Origin of the sequence: Streptomyces sp. NPDC006923, from assembly GCF_040635655.1 — a bacterium.
In the GTDB taxonomy this organism is placed as follows: domain Bacteria; phylum Actinomycetota; class Actinomycetes; order Streptomycetales; family Streptomycetaceae; genus Streptomyces.
Window position 1 is genome coordinate 134925 of the sequence record NZ_JBEYIF010000015.1, and the last position, 23051, is coordinate 157975.

Genomic DNA, 23051 nt, shown 5'->3' on the forward strand with positions numbered 1-23051 from the left:
TTGGCCGAAACCGGTTGCCCTCGGCGGGTGTTGCCCCTCCGATACGGGCGCCCGTGCCGCTCGAACGGGCGGCGGGGCGACGGGTACGGGCGGCACCGTCCGCATATGACGGGGCCCCTGGCCGATGTCCCATCTACCACGGTGTCCTGGGCCCGTGGACGACTTCGGGACGAACTCCCGCGTTGTGCGGACTCCGGCCGTTCCGCGTCTTCCGGCGCCTTCGCACATGGTTAGCATGAGCGCCACATGTGCTGCGGAAGATCGCCGTCCCCATCGGTGTCCGGTCTCCCGCCCGTGCGGCCGAAGCGCGCTGGTCGGCCGGTCTGTTACCCCCCGCACTCAAGTACCGAGGGACCGCGGAATGTCAGTGCCTGTCGCCCCCACCCCGCACCGCATACGCACCAAACGGTCATTGTCGCTCGCCCTGCCGCTGGCCGTGCTGGTGCCGGCCGGCGCGGCCGGAGCCGCGGTGGCCGTGGCGGCCCCCGGGCCGGCCCGCACATGGGTGGCGGCCACCGTCGTGGTCGCCTGGGTGTGCCTGGCGGTCACCGTCCTCACCAGCGCCCTGCTGCTGCGGCGCGGGCGGCGCGGTGTGGTCACGGCCGACAGTGAGATCCGGACGGCGCAGACACAACTGGCCCAGCTCGGCGCGGAGTCCGCGCATCTGCTGAACGTCACACTCCCGGCGGTGGTCAAGCGGCTTCGGGACGGCGCGGGTGCCGAGGAGACCCTCGTCGCCACTCCCGCCCCGTCCGATCCCCAACTGCGCCGCCTCCTCGGGGTGTTCACAACGGAGATCGCCGACTCCGAGGCGCGCGCGGTCCGGTCCGCGGCCGACGCCGAGAGCGCTCAGTCCCGGCTGGCACAGGTCACCGGCGACCTCGACCGGCTGACCACCACGACGCTTCCCGCCGCGATCGCGGAGCTGCGCTCCGGCAGTTCCGCCGGCACCGTGCTGGGTTCCCTGGCGGCGGAGCTGCCCACCGATCCCCGGCTGCGGGCCCTGGCGGAAGCGGTGGTCAGGGACTTCGCCACCAGCGAGCGGCGTGCCGCCGCCGCGCAGGCGGCCGGCGCCAAGGCGCTGAGCCGGGTGCAGGCGAAGGCCGTGAGCATGCTGGCCGATCTGCGCGAGATGCAGGACCGGCACGGCGAAGAGGTCTTCGGCGACCTGCTCAGGCTCGACCACAACACCTCGCAGCTCGGGCTGCTCACCGACCGGCTGGCGCTGCTGATGGGCGGCCGCGCGAGCCGCGCCTGGAACAAGCCGATCGCCATGGAGAGCATCCTGCGCGGCGCGGTGGGCCGGATCGCCGCCTACCAGCGGGTGCGGCTGCACTGCTCCACCAACGCCGCCATCGCCGGGTTCGCGGCCGAGGGCGTGATGCATCTCCTCGCCGAACTGATGGACAACGCCGCGAACTTCTCGCCGCCGATCGACGAGGTCCATGTCTATGTCGAGGAGCGCACCGCGGGCATCGTGGTGACCATCGAGGACAGCGGCCTCAAGATGGCCGACGCCGCCATGCGGCGCGCCGAGGAGTCCGTGTCCGGCCGGGTCACCGACCTGGCGCTGCTCCAGGGCACACGGCTCGGTCTGGCCGTGGTCGGCAGGCTGGCCGCCAAGTACCACATGAGTGTCAACTACCGTCCGTCCTCACGCGGCGGCACGGGTGTCGTGGTGCTGTTCCCGTCGCAGCTCCTCGCGCAGCAGCGCGGCGCGGCTCCGGAGCGGTCGCCGCGCCGGTCCGGCCCGGAGACCGCGGTGACCGCCCCCGCCCCGTCCCCCGTGACGTCCGCCCCGTCGGCCCCGCCCGTGACGCAGGACGGACCCCGGGCGGCGACGACCAACGGTCTGCCGGTACGGCCGCCCGGCCGCACCATGGCCGCCGCGGACCGCGGCAGGCCGCGCCCCGACGTGGACACCGAGACGACACGGCCGGGCCGCGACGCCGGTTCCCAGTTCGGGGCCTTCCACCGCTCCCGCCGCCCGTCGTCGGACCGCCCGTCGCCGGACCGTCCGGCGGGCCCCCCGTCCGAGTAACGGCCGCGCTCTCCCCGCACGGCGCCCGGGGCATCGGCGCCCACCCCCCGCCCAGAACGCGAGATTGGAGGCACGGGCTGGTGACCGGCTTACGGCACATCCCGGCCCACGCACACCATGCAGACGACTGACAACAGCCTGACCTGGCTCCTGGAGAGCCTGTTGGAACGCACCCCCGGCACACGGCATGCCCTGGTGCTCTCTCGTGACGGGCTGAAGCTCTGCTGGAGCCGTCATCTCACGCTCGACCAGGCCGACCAGCTCGCCGCCATCTGCTCCGGGATCCAGGCACTCGCCCAGGGCGCGTCCGTCGAGTTCGGCAACGGCACGGGCGGCGTACGGCACTCGATGACCGAATTCCACGGCGGGCTGCTCTTCATAGTGGAGGCCGGCGCCGGAGCTCATCTTGCGGTGATCGCCGAGGACGGCGCCGACCCCGGTGTGGTGGGCCACCAGATGAGCGAACTGGTCGAGCAGATCGGTGAACATCTGCGGGCCGAGCCGCGCACACCGGCCCAGGAGAGCTCACCGTCATGACCCGCCGGCCCGTCGACACCGGGGATCCCGACCGGCTGTACACCGTCACCGGCGGCCGCAGCCGGGTCGACGACGACTCGTTCGACCTCGTCACCCTGATCGTCAGCGAATGCGAGCCGACGCCGGGAATGCAGTCGGAACACGTCAAGATCCTCGGCCTGTGCCGCCACCCCACCGCGGTCGTCGAGATCTCCGCGGAACTGAAGCTGCCGGTGACGGTGGTGCGTATCCTCCTCGGCGATCTCCTCGCGACGGGCCGGATCACCGCCCGCCATCCGCGCTCGGCCCGGTCCGTCGCCGAGCTGCCCGACTCCGCCCTCTTGAAGGAGGTGCTCCATGGACTCCGCAACCTCTGAGCTGCCCGCGCGTACCCCGCTGGCCGATGCCGCCGAGACCGGCCTGAAGATCGTCATCGTGGGCGGCTTCGGGGTCGGCAAGACGACCCTCGTCCGTTCGGTCAGCGAGATCCGTCCGCTGAACACCGAAGAAGTCATGACGCAGGCCGGCATCGGCGTCGACGAGACGGCCGGGCTGACCTCCAAGACCACCACGACGGTGGCCTTCGACTTCGGCCGGATCAGCCTCAACGAACGCATGGTGCTGTATTTGTTCGGGGCACCGGGACAGGAGCGGTTCTGGTTCCTGTGGGACCGGCTGTTCTCCGGCACTCTCGGCGCGGTCGTCCTGGTCGACACCCGCAGGATGAGCGAGTCCTGGTACGCCATCGACCGGCTCGAACACCACAAGACACCGTTCGTGGTGGCCGTCAACCGGTTCGACGACGACGCCTCGGCGTTCTCGCTGGCGGAGATCCGGCAGGCGCTCTCGCTGCCGGAGCACGTCCCGCTGATCGACTGCGACGCCCGGGTGCGCTCGTCCGGCAAGAACGTCCTGATCACCCTCGTGGACCACCTCTACGAAATGGCCATGGCCCGGGAGATGACCCCATGACCGACCCCAACGGACTCGCGGCCGGCGACGGCCCGCCACCGGGCTGCCCGGCACACGCGGACGCGGTGCCGCTGAGCGGCCTGGAATACCAGCAGACGCCGTCCCAGCTCTACCGGTCGCTGCGCCGGGAGCACGGCACGGTCGCGCCCATCCTGCTCGACGGCGGCATCCCCGCCTGGCTGGTGCTCGGATACTCCGAGGTCTCCTACGTCACCGGTCACGACGAGCTGTTCGCCCGCGACTCGCGCCGCTGGAACCAGTGGGATTCCATCCCCGCCGACTGGCCGCTGCTGCCGTTCGTCGGATACCAGCCCTCGGTCCTGTTCACGGAGGGCGCCGAGCACCAGCGGCGGGCCGGTGTGATCAGCGAGGCGCTGGAGGCGGTCGACCAGTTCGAACTCGCCCATATGTGCCGGGAGATCGCCGAGGGGCTCATCGACGCCTTCGCCGGCAGCGGTCACGCCGAGCTGATGGCCGCGTACGCGCACGCGCTGCCCATGCGTGCCGTCGTCCGGCTCTGCGGTATGCCGGCCGACGGTGTGGACACGGACGATCTCGTACGGGATCTGCGGATCTCCCTGGACGCCGCCGAGGGGGACGACCCGGTCGCCGCCTATCTGCGGGTGCAGGACCGGATCGAGCGGCTGGTCAAGGACAAGCGGAACAGTCCCGGCGCCGACATCACCTCCCGGATGCTGACCCATCCGGCCGGGCTGACGGACGAGGAGGTCGTCCAGGACCTGATCACCGTCATCGCGGCGGCGCAGCAGCCCACGGCCAACTGGATCTGCAACACCCTGCGACTGCTGCTGACCGACGACCGCTTCGCGCTCAATGTGTCCGGCGGACGGCTCAGCGTCGGTCAGGCGCTCAACGAGGTGCTGTGGCTGGACACCCCGACGCAGAACTTCGTCGGCCGCTGGGCGGTACGTGACACCCAGCTCGGCGGCCGGCACATCAAGGCCGGTGACTGCCTGGTCCTCGGGCTCGCCGCGGCCAACACGGATCCGCAGATCTGGCCGGAGGGCCATATCGGCCCGGAGAACTCCGCGCATCTCTCGTTCAGCAACGGCGAGCACCGCTGCCCCTATCCGGCTCCGCTGCTGGCCGATGTGATCGCCCGTACCGCGATCGAGACGCTGCTGGAGCGGCTGCCCGATGTGGTGCTGGCGGTGGAACCGGACGAGCTGACCTGGCGGCCGTCCATCTGGATGCGGGGACTGACCTCGCTGCCGGTGGAGTTCACTCCGGTGGTGCGCTAGAAGGTGGCGCCGTCCGCCCGGAGGGCGGGCACCGGTGGTGCGCCGGCCAGATCCTCTCTGCCAGCCCCTCTCCGCCGGGCCCGGGGACGCCCCGGGCCCGGCGGACGCCGTTACGCCGGGACGGGTGTGAACTCCACCGGCAGGGACCGCGGTCCGCGGGTGAACACTCCCTGCTCGACCGGGTCGAAGCCATCGGCCAGCCGGAGATCGGGCATCGCGTCGAGGAGCTGGTTGACGCCCGCCTCGACCTCGGCCTTGGCCAGCAGGGCGCCGACGCAGAAGTGGCGGCCGAGCGCGAAGGCCAGGTGGTCGGCGGCCGCGGAGAACGCGGTCGTCGTGGTCAGATCGTCCCGGAAGATATTGAAGGTGTCCGGGTCCTGGAAGTGGGAGCCGTCACGGTTGGCGGCGCCGATCAGACAGGTGACCGTGGCGCCGGCCGGTATCGTGCCGCCGCTCAGCTCGACGTCGGCCGCGGTCTGCCGCATGATCATGTGCACCGGCGGGGTGAACCGGAGCGTCTCCGCGAAGGCGCGGTCGATCAGGCTCCGGTCCTCCCGTACGGCCGCGAGCTGCTCGGGACGCAGCAGCAGGTTCGCGAAGATACTGGCGATCGCCTTGTCGGTGGTCTCGCCGCCGGCGGCGAGCAGCAGGCTGCAGAACGCCTTGATGTCCTCGTCGGTCATCCGTACGCCGTCCACCTCGGCGGCGCAGAGCGTGGAGAGCAGGTCCTCGCCGAGGTTCTCCCGCCGGTCGCGGATGATCGGGATCATGTACTCGGCGAACTCGACGCGGGTCCGTTCGCCGGCCGCCGCGACCTCCGGGTCGCCGGACAGATTGCCCAGGAAGGCGATGACCGCGGTGTACCAGCGGTGGAACTGCGCGTGGTCCGCCTTGTCGAGGCCCAGCATGTCGGCGATGACATTGACGGGGAAGCGGGTGGCGAAGGCGCCCACGAGATCGACGGAGCCGGTGTGCCGGAAGGTGTCGATCAGCTCGCGGGCGTTGCGGTCGATCACCGGCAGGAACTTCTGCTGAAGGTCGGTGCCGCGGAAGGCGGGGGCGACCAGCGCCCGGCGTACCGCGTGTTCGCGCCCGCTGAGCTGGAGGATCGTCTTGCCGTGCACGGGCTCGATCTGCCAGTCGTAGTTGTCGGTGGTGAAGACCGACTCCTTGTCCTTGAAGGCCCGCTCGACGTCGTCGTACCGGGAAATGATGTAGCTCTGGGTGGCCTCGTGCCAGATGAGCGGCGCGCTCTCGCGCATCACCCGGTAGGCCGGATAGGGGTTCTCGGCGAACTCGGGCGACAGTATGTCGGGGACTTGCTGAGCGGTGGCCATGAAGCTCCCTCGGTTGGTACCGGCCCGGATCGGTAACGGGCAACATAACTAAGGTTATTGATCATCCGTCACCAGAAAAAGGTCAACTCCTGGCCGACCTGAGCCCCCACGGCGCCCGGCCCGGGGGCACCCCTGCGTCCGGCCCGCGCTCAGTCGGCGACGGGAACCACGTCGGGCTCGGCCGCCGCCGGCGCGGGCTCTTCCTTCGCGGAGTCCATCCGCTCGGCGGCCTTCTTGGCGCGGTTCCTCAGGACGAGCATCGAGACGAGTCCGATCAGCACGGCGAGCAGCAGCCCCAGCCAGGAGAAACGCTTGAGCCATGCCTCGGCGACCACACCCACCGAGTAGACGACGGCGGTCGTACCGCCCGCCCAGACGATCCCGCCCAGCACATTGGCGATCAGGAACTTCCAGTACGGCATGCGCAGCACGCCCGCGAGCGGTCCCGCGAAGATGCGCAGCAGCGCGACGAAGCGGCCGAAGAAGACGGCCCACACGCCCCACTTCTGGAAGGACCGTTCGGCCATCGCGACCTGGGCGTCGCCGAAGTGCTTGGGGAATTTCGCGGCGCACCACGCGAGCAGCGGCCGGCCGCCCTTGCGTCCGATGGCATAGCCGATCGAGTCACCGATGATCGCGCCGGCCGAGGCGCAGGCGCCCAGTACATACGGATTGATGTCGCCGTGCTGGGAGGCGAGCAGCGCCGAGCTGACGAGCACGATCTCGCCCGGCAGGGGGATGCCGAGGCTTTCCACCGCGATGACCAGCCCCACCAGGAGATAGATACTGACCGCGGGGATGGTCTCCAGCCACTCCTGTACGTGCAACGCCGATTCCTCCCGTTGTTCCCGGTCCTTCCGTGGTCCGGGGCCCGGCGCGCGCCCCGGGCGCACGCCGGGAAGCCTACCTGGTGGCGGGAGGGTCAGGAGTTCGGGCGGAGGGTCCAGACGACGGTCATCTCGCCCGTGACGGCGCCGTCCTCGCGGGTGACGGCGACGGACACCGGGAATTCCGGGCGCTCTCCCCTGTCCAGCTCAGCGACGACGTCCGCCGCCGGGCGGCCCAGTGTCGCGGTGGCGGTGACCATCCCCATGGCGAGTTTCCGGTAGCCGATTTCCGCCTTGACAGCGAGCGGGACCGCCCTGTGGAGCTGGTCGCCGAAGGCGGCGAGCACGATCGCGCCGCTGGCGGACTCGGCGAGCGTGAACATCGCTCCGGCGTGCGGGCCGCCGAGGTGGTTGTGGTAATCGGGCCGGTCCGGCAACCGGACGACGGCACGCTCGGCGGTGGTCTCCAGAAACTCCAGCCGGAGGGTCCTGGCCATGGGGACCGTGGCGGCGAGCATCTCGCCGACTGACTTCTGATCAGGGCTCATGAACCGCGACGTTACCCGCGAGTAGTGAACTTGGCCATCCCCTCACCGGACGGGCATGGCAGTGACGGGGGGACCCCTCTATGGTTACTCGCCATGTGGCCAGGACAGCAGCCGCCCGGGGGCGAGCAGAACCCGCAGGACCAGAATCCGCAGGCGAACCCGTATCAGCAGCCGGGGTACCAGCAGCCGAATCCGTACCAGCAGCCGGGATACCAGCAGCCCGGGTATCCGCCGTACGGAGGCGATCAGGGCGGGTACCCGGGGCCCGGCCCTCAGCAACCGGGTTATCAGCAACCGGGGTACCCCCAGCCCAATCCGTACCAGCAGCCGACGGACCCGCAGTTCGGCGGGCCGGGCGGCCCCGGTCCCGGGCAGAACAGGAAGAAGACGGCCGTCGTCGCGATCGTGGCCGCGACCGCCGTCGTGGTGGCCGCCGCGGTCACCGGATTCCTGGTGCTGAACAAGAACGAAACGGACGACAAGAACGGAAAGACCGACCGGGCCGACCGCGACTCCAGGACGTCCGCGCCCGCCGAACCGACGGCGGATCCGTCCGCCGCCAATCCCCGGGACGGCTCCTCGGCCGGAGAGCCGCAGATCGCCGGCTGGAAGGTCGTGACCAATCCGCAGCACGGGACGCAGTTCGACGTGCCCGCGGACTGGGAGGTCAGGAGCCCCGGTGTCATCTCCGGCTTCGAGGACAGCAAGAAGAACGACGGCATGCCCGTCATCTCCTTCTCCGCACCCGCCTTCTACAAGTCCACGTGGTGCTCCCAGGACACCGACAAGGACGGCAAGATGGAGGACAGCAGCCTCGGCGGGACCGGCACCAAGGGCGGCGCGGGAGCCAAGGACACGGCGTCGGCGGCGAAGAACGAAGCGGGGAGCTGGGCCTGGGCCGCGTACGCGCAGCAGGAGCCCGAGGCCACGGTCAAGGACAAGGTGAAGGTCACCGCGGCCGAGCCGTACACCACCACGTCCGGGCTCACGGGGCACTTCGCGACGGCCGCCACCTCGGGGCTCACCAAGAAGAACAAGTGCGACACCGAGGGCAAGTCGATCGCGTTCACCTTCACCAACGCCAAGGGCGACTACGCGACCTGGGTGCTCTACGCCAACGCGGGTGTGCCCGGCGAGATCCCGGACGCGACGATCAAGAGGATCATGAGTACCGTACGGCTGGCGAAGTCCTCCTGAGTCCGTCCGGCGGAGGCGGTCCCCCGCCGGACAGGCCGACCGGCGCGGGAGCACCTCGTGGACGGCACGCGAGTTGGCAACCGGGCGCGGGCGCGGCGATAGTCTTCGGGTGACCTCTCCCGCCGACGTCGGCCTCCGCCGCGCCCGTCGCCCCGAGTGGGCCGGCCGGAACTACACGCTGCTGACCGCCGCCGCGGTCGTCACCAACCTGGGCAGCCAGGGCGCCCTGATCGCGGCGGCGTTCGCGGTGCTGGAGTCGGGTGGTGACGCCGGGGACGTGGGGCTGGTCGCGGCGGCGCGCACGGTGCCGCTCGTGCTCTTCCTCCTCGTCGGCGGAGCGCTGGCCGACCGGCTGCCCCGGCACCGGGTGATGGTCGCCGCGAACTCCCTCAACTGCCTCTCGCAGGGCGCCTTCGCGGCCCTCGTCCTGACCGGCGAACCGGCCCTGTGGCAGATGATGCTGCTGGCGGGTCTGGGCGGCACCGGCCACGCCTTCTTCAGCCCCGCCTCCGAGGGCATGCTGATGTCCAGCGTCAGCGGCGACCAGGCCGGCCGTGCCTTCGCGCTGTACCGGATGGCGATGCACGGTGCCGGAATCGGCGGCGCCGCGCTGGGCGGCGCGCTCATCGCGGTGCTCGGCGCCGGCTGGGTGCTGGCCATCGACTCGGTGGCCTTTCTGATCGCCGGAGCGCTGCGGGCCTTCCTCGATGTCGGCCACATCCCGGCGCGCGAGGCCGGTGGCGGGATGCTCGCCGATCTGCGCGACGGCTGGCGGGAGTTCACCGGAAGGCCCTGGCTCTGGGCCGTGGTGACGCAGTTCGCGGTGGTCAACGCGGTCGTCACGGCGGCCGAGGCGGTGTACGGGCCGCTGGTCGCCCGGGACGAGCTCGGCGGGCCGGGACCCTGGGGGCTGGCCCTCGCCGCCTTCGGCGCGGGCACCGTCGGCGGCGCGCTGGTGATGATGCGCTGGAGGCCGCGCCGGCTGCTGCTCGCGGGCAGTCTCTCGGTGTTCCCGCTGGCGCTCCCCTCGGCCGGGCTCGCGGTACCGCTGCCGGTCTGGGCACTGGCCGCGGTCATGTTCCTCACGGGCGTCTCGATCGAGATCTTCGGTGTCTCCTGGATGACGGCACTCCACCAGGAGATCCCCGAGGAGAAGCTCTCCCGGATCTCGGCCTACGACTGGCTCGGCTCGATCGGCATGGTGCCCCTCGCCGCGGCCCTGGCGGGCCCGGCCGAGAGCGCCTTCGGCCGTACCTCCGCGCTGTGGGGCTGCTCCGCGCTGATCGTGCTGCTCACCGCGGCGGTGCTGACCGTCCCGGACGTCCGCCGGCTGACCCGGCGTACGGAGAAGGTCACGGCGGCTCCGGTGGCGTCAGCCAGTGCTGAAGGCGCCGTCGGGCGGCCGGGGTGACGGCACCGCGCCGGCGTCCCGTACCACCGCCGCGTCCCCGGTGAACCGCCGCAGCGAGGCGCCGTGCTCGACGCGGGCGGGAAAGGCGTCCGAGGCGGCGCGGCGGGCCAGGGCGCCGGTGTCGATCGCGGTGTGCGAGGCGACCAGCACGGCATTGCCGAAGCGGCGGCCGCGCAGCATCGCGGGCTCCGCGATCAGCGCCAGCTCCTCGAAGACCGCGCCGAAGGTGGCGAGTTGGGAGCGGAGGAAGTCGAAGGGCGCCCCGTCGGCGAGATTCGCGGCGTAGACCCCGCCGGTCCGCAGCACCCGCGCGGCCTCCCGCGCGTATTCGACGGAGGTGATGTGGGCCGGGACCCTGGAGCCGCCGAAGACATCGGCGATCAGCACGTCCACCGAACGGTCCGGGGTCGCTTCGAGGCGGCGCCGGGCGTCCGTGCCGTGCACCGTGATGCCCGTGCCGTCCGGTATCGGCAGCAGCTCCGCGACCAGCGCCAGCAGCCCCGCGTCGGCCTCCGCCACCTGCTGCGCTGAGCCGGGCCTTGTCGCGGCGACATAGCGGGGCAGCGTGAACGCGCCGCCGCCGAGATGGAGTACGGAGAGCGGCAGGCCCTCGGCGGCGGCGCAGTCGATGACATGGGCGAGGCGCTGTACGTACTCGAATTCGAGGTGGGTCGGCTCGTCCAGATCGACGTACGACTGCGCGGCGCCGTCCACCGTCAGCAGCCAGGCCCGCTCCCGGTCCACATCGGGCAGCAGTTTGGCGGTGCCGCGGTCCACGGCGCGGATCACGGGGATGGGCTCGTTCACCGTCCCATTGTGCGCCGTGCTCCGGCCCCCGCGGGCCGCCCCCGGTCAGTCCGCCCAGACCGCGGTGACGGCCCGTACGTGCGCGTCGGCCTGGGCCAGCCCCGCGCGGGCGGCACCGGCCCGGCGGGCCGGGTCGAGGACGTTGTGGCCGATCGCCTTCTTCGCCGCCGCGGCGGGCGTGACGACCTCGACCCGGGCGCCGGCCGCGGTGAGCGCGGCGGCCTGGGTGCGGGGCGCGGCGATCACTCCGTTGCCCGACCCGACGGGCGCGATCACGACGACCCGGTCGTAGCCGGCGGCGAGCTGGGCGTTGGCGGGTGAGTGCGTCCCGCCGTCGATCCACTCGCGGCCCTCGATGGTGATGGGCGGCCAGACGCCGGGCACGGCGCAGCTCGCGGCGACCGCGTCCACGACCGGTACCCCGCTGTCCCTGTCGAAGGACCTCAGCTCGCCGGTGAGCGCGTCCACGGCGGTGACGCTGAGCGGCCGGGCCGGCCAGGTGTCGGTCAGGATGGCGGCGGCGAGTACGGCCTTGCGGTCCGCCTCCGGGACGGTGGCGGCGGCCAGGGCGTGCTTGCCGAGCTTCCGCGCGTACTCCTCGGGGGTGCGGGAGGTGAGCATGGCCCGTGCGTAGCGGAAGAGTACGGCCGCCCCGAGACGGGCCGCCGCCGCGTCGCCGGGCTCGGTGAGCTGGCGCTCGTACAGCTCGTCGAGGTCATGGGTGCCGGCGGCGATCTGGGCGCCGACCACCGAGCCCGCCGAGGTGCCGACGATCAGATCGGCGCCGGTCAGATCCGCGCCGGCGGCGCTGAGCCCGTGCAGGACGCCGATCGTCCAGGCGACCCCGGTGACCCCGCCGCCGCCGAGGACCAGTGCCGTACGCGTCATGGTGTCCGCCTCTCCCCCGCCGGACCCGCCGTCCGGCGCACCAGAAGTGTCGCGCACGGCAGCGCGCCCGCCTCCCGTGGGTCGGTACGGGAAGCGGGCGCGGGCCGGGTCAGAGCAGCGAGGTGACCGTTCCGGCGCCGACCGTACGGCCGCCCTCACGGATCGCGAAGCCGAGCCCCGGCTCCAGCGGTACGTCCCTGCCCAGCTCCACGGTCATGGTGACCGTGTCGCCGGGTCGTGCGACGGCCGCTTCGCCGAGGTCGATGTCGCCGACGACATCGGCCGTACGGATGTAGAACTGCGGCCGGTACCCGCTGCTGACGGGGGTGGTACGGCCGCCCTCGCCCGAGGTGAGGACATACACCCGCGCGGTGAAGCGCCTGCTGGGCACGACGGTGCCGGGGGCCGCCACCACATGGCCGCGGCGGACCGCGTCGCGCGCCGTGCCGCGCAGCAGCAGCGCGACATTGTCACCGGCCTGCGCGGACTCCATCGGCTTGCCGAAGGTCTCCAGGCCGGTGACCGTGGTGGTCACCGGTCCCGAGTCGGCGCCCAGTACCTCCACCCGGTCGCCCACCCGTACCGTGCCGCGCTCCACCGCGCCCGTGACGACCGTGCCGCGTCCGGTGATGGTGAGGACGTTCTCCACCGGAAGGAGGAACGGCGCGTCCGTGTATCTGACCGGCATCGGCACATAAGTGTCGACGGCGTCGAGCAGTGCTTCCACCGACGCGGTCCAGCGCGGGTCGCCCTCCAGCGCGCGCAGGCCCGACACCCGGACGACCGGCGCCGCGTCTCCGCCGTAGCCGTGCCGGGTGAGGAGTTCGCGGACCTCCAGCTCGACCAGGTCGGTCAGCTCGTCGTCGCCCGCGTCGGCCTTGTTGAGCGCGACGACGATGTGGTTGACACCGACCTGACGGGCGAGCAGGACGTGTTCGGCGGTCTGCGGCATGATCCCGTCGAGCGCCGAGACGACGAGGATGGCCCCGTCGAGCTGGGCGGCGCCGGTCACCATGTTCTTGATGTAGTCGGCGTGACCGGGCATGTCCACATGCGCGTAGTGCCGGGTGCCGGTCTCGTACTCGACATGCGCGATGTTGATGGTGATCCCGCGCGCGGCCTCCTCCGGCGCCCGGTCGATCCGGTCGAACGGCACGAAGGTGCCGGTGCCCCGGTCGCTGAGGACCTTGGTGATGGCGGCGGTCAGGGTGGTCTTGCCGTGGTCGACATGGCCCATGGTGCCGATGTTCACATGCGGCTTGGTGCGCACGTATGCCGTCTTGGGCATGGTTCCTTCCAGGAACTCGAAGCGTGAGGTGGACCCCTGGGCCTTGCCGACCCTCCCCCTGTGGGGTCCGCCGGACGATCCGGGAAGGGTCAGCTTCGGGCGCCGCCGAAGGGCGCCGCCGCGGCGGGTGCGACCGCTGCGCGTACCGCCGTCGCGTGCGGCGCGAAGGACGCGGCAGCCTTCGGCGCGTCCGCGACTGCGGACGGCGCTGCGAGGAAGGCGTACCGGGACATGTCACCGATCATCGCCGACCGCCGCCGTCGCGTCGAACGGTTTTCGGCACCCCGTGCGCGGTCCCCGCCTTTCCCCGTACGGCGATCACACACGCTTGTCGGTTAGTCTCGCCACGTGCTCGACACCGTCCCCCCACCCTCCCCGGCCCGTGCCGTCCGTTGTTCCAGGGCGCTGCTGTCACCCTGGTCGCGGCTGGCCCTGCTCGTGGCCCTGCTGGCCGCGGCGGGCACGGCGGTGCTGCTGTACGAGCCGCAGAGACTGCTGGCGGACGGCTGGCCGCCGCAGGTCAGCGGCGGTGCGGCGGTGGTGCTGTTCGCCGTGGCGTACGGGCTGTGCGCGGTCGCGTTCGTACCCCGGCCGCTGCTCAATCTCGCCGCGGGCGCGCTCTTCGGTTCCCGGCTCGGCCTGCCCGCCGCCCTCGCGGGGACGGTGCTGGCGGCCGGGATCTCCTTCGGGCTCGGCCGCTTCCTCGGCCAGGAGGCGCTGCGACCGCTGCTGCGCGGACGCTGGCTGAAGTCCGCCGACATCCAGCTCAGCAGACACGGTTTCCGGTCGATGCTGGCGGTACGGCTCTTCCCCGGCGTGCCGTTCGCGGCGGCCAACTACTGCGCCGCCGTCTCGCACATGCGGTGGGTGCCCTTCCTGCTGGCGACGGGGATCGGGTCGATTCCCAACACCGCGGCCTATGTGGTCGCGGGCAGCCGGGCGACCTCCCCGACGTCGCCGACGTTCCTGCTCGCGATGGGATTCATCGTGGTCACGGGGCTGGGCGCGGCGGTGGTCGCCTGGCGCAAGCGCCACCGCCTCGGCGGCCACTGACCACCCGTCAGACCCGGTCCCCGTCCCCGACCGTCAGACCCGGTCCCCGTCCCCGAGGCCGAGGTCTCCGCCGGGCGGACGGGCGGAGAACCGCGCCACCTCCGCGTCCGTGACCAGCGCCAGCTCCTTCGGGGACCAGCGGGGCGTACGGTCCTTGTCGATGACCTGGGCGCGGATGCCCTCCACCAGATCGGCCGTGGTGAGCGCGGCGCACGAGGCGCGGTACTCCTGGTCGAGCACCCGCTCCAGGGTGCTCGTCCGGCGGGCCAGACGCAGCGCCGCGAGGGTGGCCTTGAGCGCGGTGGGCGACCGGGTCAGGATCGTCGCGGCGGCCTCCTTCGCGGCAGGGCCGCCGTGGTCGAGCAGCCGGGCGACGATCTCCTCCACCGAATCGGCCGCGTAACAGGTGTCGATCCACGCACGGTCCGCGGCGAGTTGAGCCTCCGGCGGAGCCGCCGCGTAGCGGTGCGCGATCTCACCCGCGTCCGTGTCCGCGAGCGCGGCGCTCAGCTCGGGCAGCCGGTCCGAGGGTACGAAGTGGTCCGCGAGCCCGCACAGCAGCGCGTCCGCCGCGCCCACTGCCCGTCCGGTGAGGGCGAGATGCGTGCCCAGTTCGCCCGGCGCGCGGGACAGCAGATAGGTCCCTCCCACATCGGGGACCAGACCGATACCGGTCTCGGGCATGGCGACGGCGGACCTCTCGGTGACGATCCGTATGCTGCCGTGCGCCGAGACACCGACCCCGCCGCCCATCACGATGCCGTCCATCAGCGCGACATAGGGCTTCGGGTAGCGGGCGATACGGGCGTTGAGCCGGTACTCGTCACGCCAGAAGGCGGCGGAGGCACCGCCACCGGTGCGCGCGTCCTCGTGGATCGCGCGGATGTCCCCACCGGCGCACAGCCCGCGCTCCCCGGCGCCCGAGATGACCACGGCCGCCACGCTCTCGTCGTCCTCCCACTCACCCAGGGCCCTGTCGATCGTGCGCACCATGGCATGGGTGAGGGCGTTGAGCGCGCGCGGGCGGTTCAGCGTGATCCGGGCCGTGCGGCCCGCCCTGCTGAGCAGTACGGGTTCCTCGTGAGCCATGCTCTCGCTGGTTCCTTCCCTGATCCGAGACGTCGGCGGCCCGGTCCTCCCGGCGCCCGTACGCCCAGTATGAGGACACCCCTCCGCCGTGCGACGCTCCGCATCCTGACAGGCGTCGCGCCGCGTGACGCTCCGGTGACATGGCCGTCCGGACGAAGCCCGGGAAGGCGGACGGCCGATCCCCGTCGGGTGTTTCGACGGGAATGGGCACTGGACTTGTCGAGCCACCGGGGAAACATCTGAGGGGAACCGCACCGGCCGGAACACACCGGCCCCGCCCTGCGGGCGGACAACGCCACTTTCGGCCACTTTCGCAACACGCCCTGCGGGACACCTCTTAGCCGCTGGTGCGCCTCGGCAGCAGGTCGCCGTCGACGTACAGGTCGACATGCTCGTTGTAGAACGCGGTCATACCGGCGATGCGATTGGCGTGGATGGTCGGAAAGTCGTAGGCCCAGGCAATGTCTTCGTGAGATGCCGTGTGGCCGTCGAAGGACCAATAGCCGCTCGTCGTCCCCTTGTAGGGGCAGCGGGTCACCGTGTCCGAGTGCCGCAGCCGGGTCCAGTCGACGTAGGCACGATCGAGGTAGTAGCGGGTGGGGAGGCCGGTTTCGAACAGTTTCACGCAGTTGGGGGCCTCTGCCAGCACGACACCGTCCAGCTCCACTCGGACGCTGCTGGTGGAACGCAGCGCGTCCACGCGGGTGTAGGGGCTCCTGGGATGAACGAAGACGGGCTCGTCCTCCTCAAACCATGCGTCCAGGGCACCCCACACGAAGCGCACAGTGTTGTGCAAGGGCCCCGGGGCGCTCTCGCCCCAGACCCATGCCGCCCCCGCGCGTACCTCGGAACCGACCCGCAGGGTGTGTCGGTGCGCGGGGCCGGCGCCCAGTTGCTCCACATGGTTGTCGTCGTGGAGCACACCGTCCACAAGGTCCTCAACGGGGATGCTGTACTGAGGGTAGGCCTGCCGTTCCCACACATACAGCGCGCGACGCGTGTCGAAGGCGACACCACCGCCGATCATTCCACGGATGCGCCGAGGTACAGGCTCGACGTGTCCGATCGGGACGATCAGGCTGGGATGCAGGACACTTTCGGTTGCCATGGTGATCACCTTGATTGGTTCTCTGACTGTGCGCACGCCGTGCCCGTGGCCTGCGGACTCACAATGACGACGTGCGGCTCGACCGACGGGCCACACCTACTCTTCTGATGCTATCGGCCGCACCTGATGACGCTCGTCAGGAGCCGAAGCCCCCGCTCATGCGAGTGAGCACCGAGGCGCCACGACCGGACCCGCGTACCGCAGCCCCTGGACGAAAGGTTCGAAGGGCCGTGCGGCCCTGCCGATCCTTGGGGAGGGTACGGAAAGGTGCCATGTCACACCTGCCGCCGCTGTCCTGTCAGTGCTGATGGCAACACCAGAGAGCCCCGAGAGGGATTGACCGACGTGAAGGTCGTCATCATCGGCGGAACCGGAGCGGGTGCTGTCACAGGACAGGGGACGGGGCCAAGGCGTGACATCGCGCGACGCGGTCAACGGCGGTATCGGGGAGACGCGCGTCACCTCCTGCCGATGTCACAGGTCGGGGAGGTCCACGGTCATTTACATGTAATGGACCCACGGGCAAGGAGACCCCACCATGGATGCGCGTATCAACTACTTCGGCAATGCCCTCGCAGGCAAGGTCATGAAGCACCTGAACTCTGCCAACAAGGTGCTGCACGACTCGACTCTGCCGGTGGCCACGCAGGAGCTGGTGAAGATTCGTGCCAGCCAGATCAACGGCTGCGGCTTCTGCACCGACATGCACACCAAGGACGCGATCGCCGCGGGCGAGGAACAGCAGCGTCTGAACCTGGTGGCCGCGTGGCGTGAGGCCAAGTCTTTCACCGACGCCGAGCGTGCGGCGCTGGAACTGGCCGAGCAGGGCACCCGTATCGCGGACGCCGCCGGCGGCGTGTCGGACGAGGCGTGGGCGAACGCCGCGAAGCACTATGACGAGGACCAGCTCGCCGCGCTGATCTCGCTGATCGCGGTCATCAACGCCTACAACCGCATCAACGTCATCAACCAGCAGCCTGCCGGGGACTACAAGCCCGGCATGTTCGGCTGAGACTTCGGATCCGCCGCGCCGGACACTGATCGGCGCCCTTCCGTCGTGCGACCCACCGCATCCGACGCCGCTCGCTGATCCACCACGGATGGCGGAGCAGCCTTGGCCGGCGGCATCGACACCACGGTATGTGGCACATCCGCCAGTCCACGAACCGCCCCACGATTGAGTGATCCACCGACAGAGGAATGGTGAACATGTCTTATCCGGAGCCGAAGTACTGGGGCGAGAACGGCGAGGTCAGCGCCACCTTCCGGCCGGCCACCACGCCGGCCGACCTGGGGCAGGGCGACAGCGGTCAGGACGCCATCCACTACCTGGCGACCACCTCCACCACGCGGGGTGAGTTCGGGCTGTACCGAGTCGAGATGAAGCCCAGGGCGGGCGGCCCGAAGACGCACTTCCACAAGACCATCTCGGAGTCCTTCTACATCCTCGACGGCACGGTGCGTGTGTTCGACGGTGAGCGGTGGGTCGACGCGCGCAAGGGCGATTTCCTGCATGTGCCGCAGGGCGGGCTGCACGCCTTCCGCAATGACTCCGACGAACCGGCCGACATGCTGCTGCTGTTCACACCGGGCGCGCCGCGGGAGGAGTACTTCGAGCAGGTGTCGCAGCTTGCGCATGCCACCGAGGAGGAGCGTGCTGCGTTCTTCGACAAGCACGATTCGTACTTCGTCGAGTAAGGGCTGTCGTCACACGCCGACCGCGATGACGGGACACGTCCTGGGGCGTGTGTGAGAAGTAGCGTCGTCCGCCCGCGGGGCGGGGGGATTCTCACAACACGCCCTGGTGGGGAAAGAGCAACATGATGACCGTGCCCAGCATCATCGAGCCGTCCCAGAAGCGTCTGTAGCTTTCGTGCCCGTCGTACGGTGTCTCAGAGTTCGCGTGTGGACGCGAGGTGGGCATGACGCGAAGCAACGACCACAGGGCACACGCCAGGAGGTAGAGGGCCAGGACGGCGCTGACCGTCTGGGTGACCGACGCGGGATGCGTGGCATGGCCGGGATTGACGGTGTGCCGTGAATCCGCCGGTGGGGCGGCAAAGTTCTCGTGCGAAGGCCCTGAAGCCGGGTGTGCCGCCCATAGCATCCATGCCATCGCGGCCATGCCAACCGTGGAGGGAAGTCCTCTGACGAGTGCGGCGCGCCGGGATTCCTGATGGCGGCAGAGGGCGGTGAGCGGAAACCACAGGGCGGCCGACCCGAAGAATGCCACTTGTACGGGGTGGTGGAGCCACGCACCCCAGTGCCAGGGCATCACCGCCATGGCCAAGGCCATGGCGGTGTGCAGTAGGTGGTCACCGCGCCGGCGCCATCCTGTGCCACGTGGCATCACCGCTCCGCGCAGCCCGTGAACCGCGGACGCCGCGAACAACGCGGTCAGCATGCAGTACACAGCGGTAGAGGCACTCATGCGTGATCGCGCTCTCATCCGGGGTTGCCGGCCGCGTTCGTGGCCGGCGCGTCGTGGGTCAGGTGGTGGATCGCGGGGCGCGCAGGTGGGCGCGCTGCTTGAGCTCCTCCTCGTCGACAAGTTCGAGCATGGGCTTGCCGGGCGCGCACATCATGGTGACCACGAACTCGGTCGTGTCATCGGTGAGGGCGTTGCCGTCCTGGTAGTGGATGGCGTCGCCGCCCGGCTCCCAGAATGTGCCGCCGGCCTCGACGATCCGCTCGGGCTCGCCCTCGAGTTCGAAGCGGACCGCTCCCTTGGTGACGTAACCGAACGCCGGGCCGGAGTGGCGGTGCGGCGGCGTACCGGGGTCGCCGGGCTCCCAGCGAACGTGAATGGTCATGGCCGAGGCACCCTCGGGGATGGTGATCGGCGCGGCGTCCTGAAGCAGCTTCGCCGCCCTGGTCCAGCTCGGGCCGTCCTCGCCACCGGTCCCATGACCATGCCCGCCGTGTCCGTGACCGTGCTGTGAGTTCTCCGACACTGAAAAACACCTTTCATGAGTCCACGGCCTCGGGCGGCACACCGTCCGGTACACGTGGTTGCGTAGTCAGCCTTGAAGACCGTTTACTCAACATGACCGAGCGAGTGGCAGATCTGTGACAGGGCGCTCCGTCCCGCTGGGGCGTGTTGTCAAGGCGAGTGGTGAGGCCCCTTCCAGGCACTGCCCGCCTGCACCGGCACGTCGTTCGTGGTGACCTGCTGTTCGAGCCGGCACCCACCACCCTGCCGCCGCGAAGGCAGTCGGCGGTCCGCTCGGAACGGCTGCCGGGGCAGGACGATCACGATCCGCTCCGTGGCGACTGCCGTGTCACAGATCCCAGTACCGGCTGGTCGTAGTGAGCGACACACCCAGCGATCGGAGCAGTCGTGGCTATCACTGAACAACGTCTTTCCACCACGGTGCTGGTGATCGGTACCGGCGGTGCCGGTCTGCGGGCATCGATCGAACTGGCTGAAGCGGGCACCGCCGTTCTCGCGGTCGGCAAACGCCCGAAGGAGGACACGCACACCGCTCTCGCGGCGGGAGGGATCAATGCCGCCCTGGCCACGATGGATCCCGAGGACAGCTGGCAACAGCACGCGGCTGACACGCTCAAGGAGAGTTACCTGCTCGCCGACCCCCGCACCGCGCAGATCGTCACTCAGGGCGCCGCTCAGGGCATCGACGACCTGGAGCGCTACGGCATGGCTTTCGCCAGGGAAGAAGACGGCCGGATCTCCCAGCGGTTCTTCGGCGCCCACAAGTTTCGGCGCACCGCTTTCGCCGGGGATTACACCGGCCTGGAGATCCAGCGCACGCTCATCAGGCGAGCGAACCAGTTGGACATCTCCGTACTGGACAGCGTCTACATCACCCGCCTCCTGGTGCACGACGGTGCCGTCTTCGGGGCCTATGGTTTCGACGTCAACAGCGGTATGCGCCATCTCATCCACGCCGACGCCGTCATCCTTGCCGCCGGTGGTCACACGCGGATTTGGCGGCGCACGTCTTCGAGGCGCGACGAGAACACCGGTGACTCCTTCCGCCTGGCCGTGGAGGCCGGCGCTCGCCTGCGCGACCCCGAGCTGGTCCAGTTCCACCCCTCCGGGATCATCGAGCCTGAAAACGCGGCCGGCACACTGGTCAGCGAGGCCGCGCGCGGAGAAGGCGGAGTCCTGCGCAATGCGCTCGGTGAGCGGTTCATGAACCGCTACGACCCCGTGCGGATGGAGCTGTCCACCCGCGATCGTGTGGCGCTGGCCTCGTACACGGAGATCAAGGAAGGTCGCGGAACCCCCAAGGGTGGGGTCTGGCTGGACGTCTCCCATCTGCCCCGGCAGACAATCATGAACCGGCTCCCCCGCGTCTACCAGACACTGCTGGACCTGCAAATGCTCGACATCACCCGCGAGCCGATCGAGATCGCGCCTACAGCGCACTATTCGATGGGAGGGGTCTGGGTGCGGCCGGAGGACCACAGCACCGACGTACGTGGTCTGTACGCCATCGGAGAGGCCTCCAGCGGACTGCACGGCGCCAACCGCCTCGGAGGCAACAGCCTCATCGAACTCCTGGTTTTCGGCCGCATCACCGGTCAGGCGGCCGCCGCGTACGCGCAAGGACTTACCGCACAGGTGCGGTCGGCTTCGGCGACAGCGCGGGCACGTGAGGAGGTCGACGCACTCCTCACCGCCGACGGTCCGGAGAATGTCCGCGCCCTGCAGCGCGCGATCCGCACCACCATGACGGAACACGCCGGGGTGGTACGCGACGAAGCGGGGCTGCGCGCCGGCCTGGAGGAACTCGAAGGCATCGAGAAAAGGATGGAGAACGTCGGCGTCCATCCCGACATCGCCGGCTACCAGGATCTCGCCCATGCCTTCGATCTCAAATCCGCTGCCCTGGCGTCCCGTGCGACCCTCGAAGCGGCACTCGAGCGTCGTGAGACCCGCGGCTGCCACAACCGCAGTGACTATCCGGACATGGACCCATCCCTGCGGGTCAACCTCGTGTGGTCCCCGACGACGGGCATCACCCGCGAGAGCATTCCGGCAATTCCTCAGGAGATCACATCCCTGATGGAAGAGGTCACCACCGACGGAAAACTGGTCGAATGACGGTCCCTTCGCCCGGTCGTGGGCTCGGTGCCCGGGAGTCACCCGGACAGTTTTCGCCCGCTCCCGGATCGCACGTCACACGTTGGACCGCTGTCCTGTCTCTATTGGTACGCAGCCCATGCGATCGGTGCGGGTGACCGGCTCACCAGGACGCGCGCCGCACTGAGACATTCGAAAGGAACCACAATGAAGGTTGTAGTGATCGGTGGAACCGGGCTCATCGGTTCGCAGGTGGTCGCCAGACTCAATGAGCACGACCACGAGGCTGTCGCGGCTTCGCCCAACACCGGAGTCAACACACTGACCGGCGAAGGGCTGGCAGCGGTTCTGCAGGGAGCCTCGGTCGTCGTCGATGTCTCGAACTCCCCCTCGTTCGACGACAACGCCGTCATGGAGTTCTTCCGTGCCTCCACGACCAACCTGCTCAAGGCAGAGGCGGACGCCGGCGTGACTCACCACGTGGCGCTGTCCGTCGTGGGCACGGACCGTCTCCAGGAGAGCGGCTACTTCCGCGCCAAGCAGGCCCAGGAAGACATGATCAAGGGCTCTGGGATTCCGTACTCGATCGTTCACGCGACGCAGTTCTTCGAGTTCGCGAAGAGCCTTGCGGACTCAGCAACCGAGGGTGACACGGTGCACGTGGCGCCCATCAAGATTCAGCCCATTTTCTCCGGCGACGTCGCAGCCGCCGTGGGCCGCACCGCTGTCGGCGCGCCCGTCGGCGGAACGGTGGAGGTCGCCGGTCCCGACACCTTCCAGCTCGAGGAGTTCATCCGCAAGGGTCTTGCCGTCAAGAACGATCCCCGCAAGGTCGTCACGGACCCGGACGGACAGTACTGGGGTGCCACGCTCCAGGAGTCCGACCTGCTTCCCGGCTCCGACGCGCAGATCGGTGACACTCACTTCGCTGACTGGAGCGCACAACAGCGGTAAGGACTCTCCCGTCATCCGTGGTGGATCGGCGAGCGGCGCCGGATGCGGTGGGTCGCACGGCGGAGGGGCGTCCTCATACTGGCGTATGGGGGCGTCCCGACAACGCGGCCACGTGCCGTGGCCGCGTTGTCGCGAGCCCACCAGGGATTACGGGACTGCTCTCAGGGCCGGAAACCCGCGCCGGGTCCGGTACGTCACTTGACCTTCCGTCCGCTGGTTGCGACAGCGGGGCGGGGCCGTCGACGTTCAGCCTGAGACCAGAAGGGAGACCTCGGCTGCCGGCTCTCCTCTTCCTGCACCGTTTGACGATCCATTGAGCGGTTCGGGCGGGCCTTCTGCCGCATCCCGGAGCCAGTGCATGAGGCGGCGCCTCATGGTGCGCCGCTCACTTTCCGTGGTTCCGCCCCAGATCCCCTCGACGGCGGGGTGGGAATCCATGGCCCGGGCAAGGCATTGCCGCGCCACAGGGCACTGATCACACACGGCTTTCGCCTCGCCTATCTGTGCCAGTGTCGGACCGCTGGAGTTGTTCCCTATCGGGAAGAACAGGTCGGGGTCACTGTCTCGGCAACGTGCCTCCGCGCGCCAATTCACCTTTCGCTCTCCTTAGAGGATGTCTCACGTGGTCGTGTGCTGGTGCGGCATGATGTTGCACCGTGAGGGTTGATCTGTCGCGTCGGCTCGTGCCGGACGAACTATGGGA

Annotated in this window: 23 protein-coding genes and 1 pseudogene; 12 read left to right on the top strand and 12 right to left on the bottom strand. The window is 70.0% G+C overall.

Going from position 1 to position 23051, the window contains the following annotated elements:
• Positions 1-361: 361 nt before the first annotated feature.
• The 5 genes from ABZ707_RS26375 to ABZ707_RS26395 all read left to right on the top strand — a co-directional run bounded on the left by ABZ707_RS26375 (position 362) and on the right by ABZ707_RS26395 (position 4791).
• Positions 362-2041, top strand: a complete 1680-nt coding sequence (locus tag ABZ707_RS26375) for an ATP-binding protein (protein WP_360179556.1) — start codon at positions 362-364, stop codon at positions 2039-2041.
• A gap of 117 nt (positions 2042-2158) precedes the next feature.
• A complete protein-coding gene (locus ABZ707_RS26380; protein WP_360179558.1) occupies positions 2159-2578 on the top strand; it encodes a roadblock/LC7 domain-containing protein in 420 nt (139 codons plus the stop codon).
• Positions 2575-2934 carry a DUF742 domain-containing protein gene (locus ABZ707_RS26385; protein ID WP_360179560.1) on the top strand — a complete coding sequence of 120 codons (360 nt, stop codon included), beginning with the start codon at positions 2575-2577 and terminating at the stop codon, positions 2932-2934. The genes ABZ707_RS26380 and ABZ707_RS26385 overlap by 4 nt, the downstream gene beginning before the upstream one ends.
• Entirely contained in the window at positions 2915-3529 is a 615-nt protein-coding gene (locus tag ABZ707_RS26390; RefSeq protein WP_360179562.1) for an ATP/GTP-binding protein, read from the top strand. Before ABZ707_RS26385 ends, ABZ707_RS26390 begins: the two co-directional genes overlap by 20 nt.
• Positions 3526-4791, top strand: a complete 1266-nt coding sequence (locus ABZ707_RS26395; RefSeq protein ID WP_360179564.1) for a cytochrome P450 — start codon at positions 3526-3528, stop codon at positions 4789-4791. Before ABZ707_RS26390 ends, ABZ707_RS26395 begins: the two co-directional genes overlap by 4 nt.
• A gap of 110 nt (positions 4792-4901) precedes the next feature.
• Here the strand turns inward: ABZ707_RS26395 and ABZ707_RS26400 are convergent, their stop codons facing one another.
• The 3 genes from ABZ707_RS26400 to ABZ707_RS26410 form a co-directional block, all read right to left on the bottom strand.
• Positions 4902-6128 (bottom strand): cytochrome P450, encoded by a 1227-nt coding sequence (locus ABZ707_RS26400; protein ID WP_360179566.1) that lies wholly within the window; start codon positions 6126-6128, stop codon positions 4902-4904.
• 149 nt (positions 6129-6277) lie between these two features.
• On the bottom strand, positions 6278-6955 hold the full coding sequence (locus ABZ707_RS26405; protein WP_360179568.1) for a DedA family protein: 678 nt from the start codon (positions 6953-6955) through the stop codon (positions 6278-6280).
• A gap of 95 nt (positions 6956-7050) precedes the next feature.
• Positions 7051-7503 (bottom strand): DUF4442 domain-containing protein, encoded by a 453-nt coding sequence (locus ABZ707_RS26410; RefSeq protein ID WP_360179570.1) that lies wholly within the window; start codon positions 7501-7503, stop codon positions 7051-7053.
• A 93-nt stretch (positions 7504-7596) separates the two neighbouring features.
• Between ABZ707_RS26410 and ABZ707_RS26415 the strand changes: the two genes are divergently transcribed.
• Positions 7597-8700 (top strand): hypothetical protein, encoded by a 1104-nt coding sequence (locus ABZ707_RS26415; RefSeq protein WP_360179572.1) that lies wholly within the window; start codon positions 7597-7599, stop codon positions 8698-8700.
• 109 nt (positions 8701-8809) lie between these two features.
• Complete coding sequence (locus ABZ707_RS26420) at positions 8810-10111, top strand: MFS transporter (RefSeq protein ID WP_360179574.1); 1302 nt, start codon at positions 8810-8812, stop codon at positions 10109-10111.
• Here the strand turns inward: ABZ707_RS26420 and ABZ707_RS26425 are convergent.
• The 4 genes from ABZ707_RS26425 to ABZ707_RS26440 all read right to left on the bottom strand — a co-directional run bounded on the left by ABZ707_RS26425 (position 10073) and on the right by ABZ707_RS26440 (position 13327).
• Positions 10073-10918: a fused MFS/spermidine synthase gene (locus ABZ707_RS26425; protein WP_360179576.1), complete on the bottom strand. Its 846-nt coding sequence runs from the start codon at positions 10916-10918 to the stop codon at positions 10073-10075. The genes ABZ707_RS26420 and ABZ707_RS26425 overlap by 39 nt on opposite strands.
• 45 nt (positions 10919-10963) lie before the next feature.
• A complete protein-coding gene (locus tag ABZ707_RS26430; protein WP_360179578.1) occupies positions 10964-11806 on the bottom strand; it encodes a patatin-like phospholipase family protein in 843 nt (280 codons plus the stop codon).
• Between the two features lie 109 nt (positions 11807-11915).
• On the bottom strand, positions 11916-13094 hold the full coding sequence (gene tuf / locus ABZ707_RS26435; protein WP_360179580.1) for an elongation factor Tu: 1179 nt from the start codon (positions 13092-13094) through the stop codon (positions 11916-11918).
• Positions 13095-13183: 89 nt separating this feature from the next.
• Positions 13184-13327 carry a hypothetical protein gene (locus tag ABZ707_RS26440; protein ID WP_360179582.1) on the bottom strand — a complete coding sequence of 48 codons (144 nt, stop codon included), beginning with the start codon at positions 13325-13327 and terminating at the stop codon, positions 13184-13186.
• 115 nt (positions 13328-13442) lie between these two features.
• Here ABZ707_RS26440 and ABZ707_RS26445 point away from each other — a divergent pair, with 115 nt between their 5' ends.
• The gene (locus ABZ707_RS26445; protein WP_360179584.1) at positions 13443-14147 is read left to right on the top strand and encodes a TVP38/TMEM64 family protein; all 705 of its coding nucleotides are present in this window, start codon (positions 13443-13445) and stop codon (positions 14145-14147) included.
• Between the two features lie 33 nt (positions 14148-14180).
• Here the strand turns inward: ABZ707_RS26445 and ABZ707_RS26450 are convergent, their stop codons facing one another.
• Both ABZ707_RS26450 and ABZ707_RS26455 read right to left on the bottom strand, forming a co-directional pair.
• Complete coding sequence (locus ABZ707_RS26450) at positions 14181-15236, bottom strand: enoyl-CoA hydratase/isomerase family protein (protein ID WP_360179586.1); 1056 nt, start codon at positions 15234-15236, stop codon at positions 14181-14183.
• 337 nt (positions 15237-15573) lie between these two features.
• Positions 15574-16344, bottom strand: coding sequence for a DUF427 domain-containing protein (locus ABZ707_RS26455; RefSeq protein ID WP_360179588.1), 771 nt, complete (start codon positions 16342-16344; stop codon positions 15574-15576).
• A 538-nt stretch (positions 16345-16882) separates the two neighbouring features.
• Between ABZ707_RS26455 and ABZ707_RS26460 the strand changes: the two genes are divergently transcribed.
• Both ABZ707_RS26460 and ABZ707_RS26465 read left to right on the top strand, forming a co-directional pair.
• Positions 16883-17356 carry a carboxymuconolactone decarboxylase family protein gene (locus ABZ707_RS26460; protein ID WP_360179590.1) on the top strand — a complete coding sequence of 158 codons (474 nt, stop codon included), beginning with the start codon at positions 16883-16885 and terminating at the stop codon, positions 17354-17356.
• A 191-nt stretch (positions 17357-17547) separates the two neighbouring features.
• Complete coding sequence (locus ABZ707_RS26465) at positions 17548-18042, top strand: cupin domain-containing protein (RefSeq protein ID WP_360179608.1); 495 nt, start codon at positions 17548-17550, stop codon at positions 18040-18042.
• A 91-nt stretch (positions 18043-18133) separates the two neighbouring features.
• Here ABZ707_RS26465 and ABZ707_RS26470 read toward each other — a convergent pair whose 3' ends face one another.
• Entirely contained in the window at positions 18134-18775 is a 642-nt protein-coding gene (locus tag ABZ707_RS26470; RefSeq protein WP_360179592.1) for a DUF5134 domain-containing protein, read from the bottom strand.
• A gap of 58 nt (positions 18776-18833) precedes the next feature.
• Positions 18834-19298 carry a cupin domain-containing protein gene (locus ABZ707_RS26475; protein ID WP_360179594.1) on the bottom strand — a complete coding sequence of 155 codons (465 nt, stop codon included), beginning with the start codon at positions 19296-19298 and terminating at the stop codon, positions 18834-18836.
• 386 nt (positions 19299-19684) lie between these two features.
• Here ABZ707_RS26475 and ABZ707_RS26480 point away from each other — a divergent pair, with 386 nt between their 5' ends.
• Together ABZ707_RS26480 and ABZ707_RS26485 are read left to right on the top strand one after the other, a co-directional pair.
• Positions 19685-21415, top strand: coding sequence for an FAD-binding protein (locus ABZ707_RS26480; RefSeq protein WP_360179596.1), 1731 nt, complete (start codon positions 19685-19687; stop codon positions 21413-21415).
• Positions 21416-21601: 186 nt separating this feature from the next.
• Complete coding sequence (locus ABZ707_RS26485; RefSeq protein ID WP_360179598.1) at positions 21602-22348, top strand: SDR family oxidoreductase; 747 nt, start codon at positions 21602-21604, stop codon at positions 22346-22348.
• Positions 22349-22711: 363 nt separating this feature from the next.
• On the opposite strand, the pseudogene ABZ707_RS26490 reads toward ABZ707_RS26485, so the two are convergent.
• Positions 22712-22942: pseudogene (locus ABZ707_RS26490) on the bottom strand (WhiB family transcriptional regulator); the annotation flags it as partial.
• Positions 22943-23051: the final 109 nt, after the last annotated feature.

Bases quoted from the DNA above. Each gene is read 5' to 3' on its own strand.
- ABZ707_RS26410 (WP_360179570.1), bottom strand. From the start codon at position 7,503: ATGAGCCCTGATCAGAAGTCAGTCGGCGAGATGCTCGCCGCCACGGTC.
- ABZ707_RS26455 (WP_360179588.1), bottom strand. From the start codon at position 16,344: ATGGCAACCGAAAGTGTCCTGCATCCCAGCCTGATCGTCCCGATCGGA.
- ABZ707_RS26485 (WP_360179598.1), top strand. From the start codon at position 21,602: ATGAAGGTTGTAGTGATCGGTGGAACCGGGCTCATCGGTTCGCAGGTG.
- ABZ707_RS26385 (WP_360179560.1), top strand. From the start codon at position 2,575: ATGACCCGCCGGCCCGTCGACACCGGGGATCCCGACCGGCTGTACACC.
- ABZ707_RS26400 (WP_360179566.1), bottom strand. From the start codon at position 6,128: ATGGCCACCGCTCAGCAAGTCCCCGACATACTGTCGCCCGAGTTCGCC.
- ABZ707_RS26390 (WP_360179562.1), top strand. From the start codon at position 2,915: ATGGACTCCGCAACCTCTGAGCTGCCCGCGCGTACCCCGCTGGCCGAT.
- ABZ707_RS26430 (WP_360179578.1), bottom strand. From the start codon at position 11,806: ATGACGCGTACGGCACTGGTCCTCGGCGGCGGCGGGGTCACCGGGGTC.
- ABZ707_RS26440 (WP_360179582.1), bottom strand. From the start codon at position 13,327: ATGTCCCGGTACGCCTTCCTCGCAGCGCCGTCCGCAGTCGCGGACGCG.
- ABZ707_RS26375 (WP_360179556.1), top strand. From the start codon at position 362: ATGTCAGTGCCTGTCGCCCCCACCCCGCACCGCATACGCACCAAACGG.
- ABZ707_RS26470 (WP_360179592.1), bottom strand. From the start codon at position 18,775: ATGAGTGCCTCTACCGCTGTGTACTGCATGCTGACCGCGTTGTTCGCG.
- ABZ707_RS26450 (WP_360179586.1), bottom strand. From the start codon at position 15,236: ATGGCTCACGAGGAACCCGTACTGCTCAGCAGGGCGGGCCGCACGGCC.
- ABZ707_RS26415 (WP_360179572.1), top strand. From the start codon at position 7,597: ATGTGGCCAGGACAGCAGCCGCCCGGGGGCGAGCAGAACCCGCAGGAC.
- ABZ707_RS26380 (WP_360179558.1), top strand. From the start codon at position 2,159: ATGCAGACGACTGACAACAGCCTGACCTGGCTCCTGGAGAGCCTGTTG.
- ABZ707_RS26460 (WP_360179590.1), top strand. From the start codon at position 16,883: ATGGATGCGCGTATCAACTACTTCGGCAATGCCCTCGCAGGCAAGGTC.
- ABZ707_RS26395 (WP_360179564.1), top strand. From the start codon at position 3,526: ATGACCGACCCCAACGGACTCGCGGCCGGCGACGGCCCGCCACCGGGC.
- tuf (WP_360179580.1), bottom strand. From the start codon at position 13,094: ATGCCCAAGACGGCATACGTGCGCACCAAGCCGCATGTGAACATCGGC.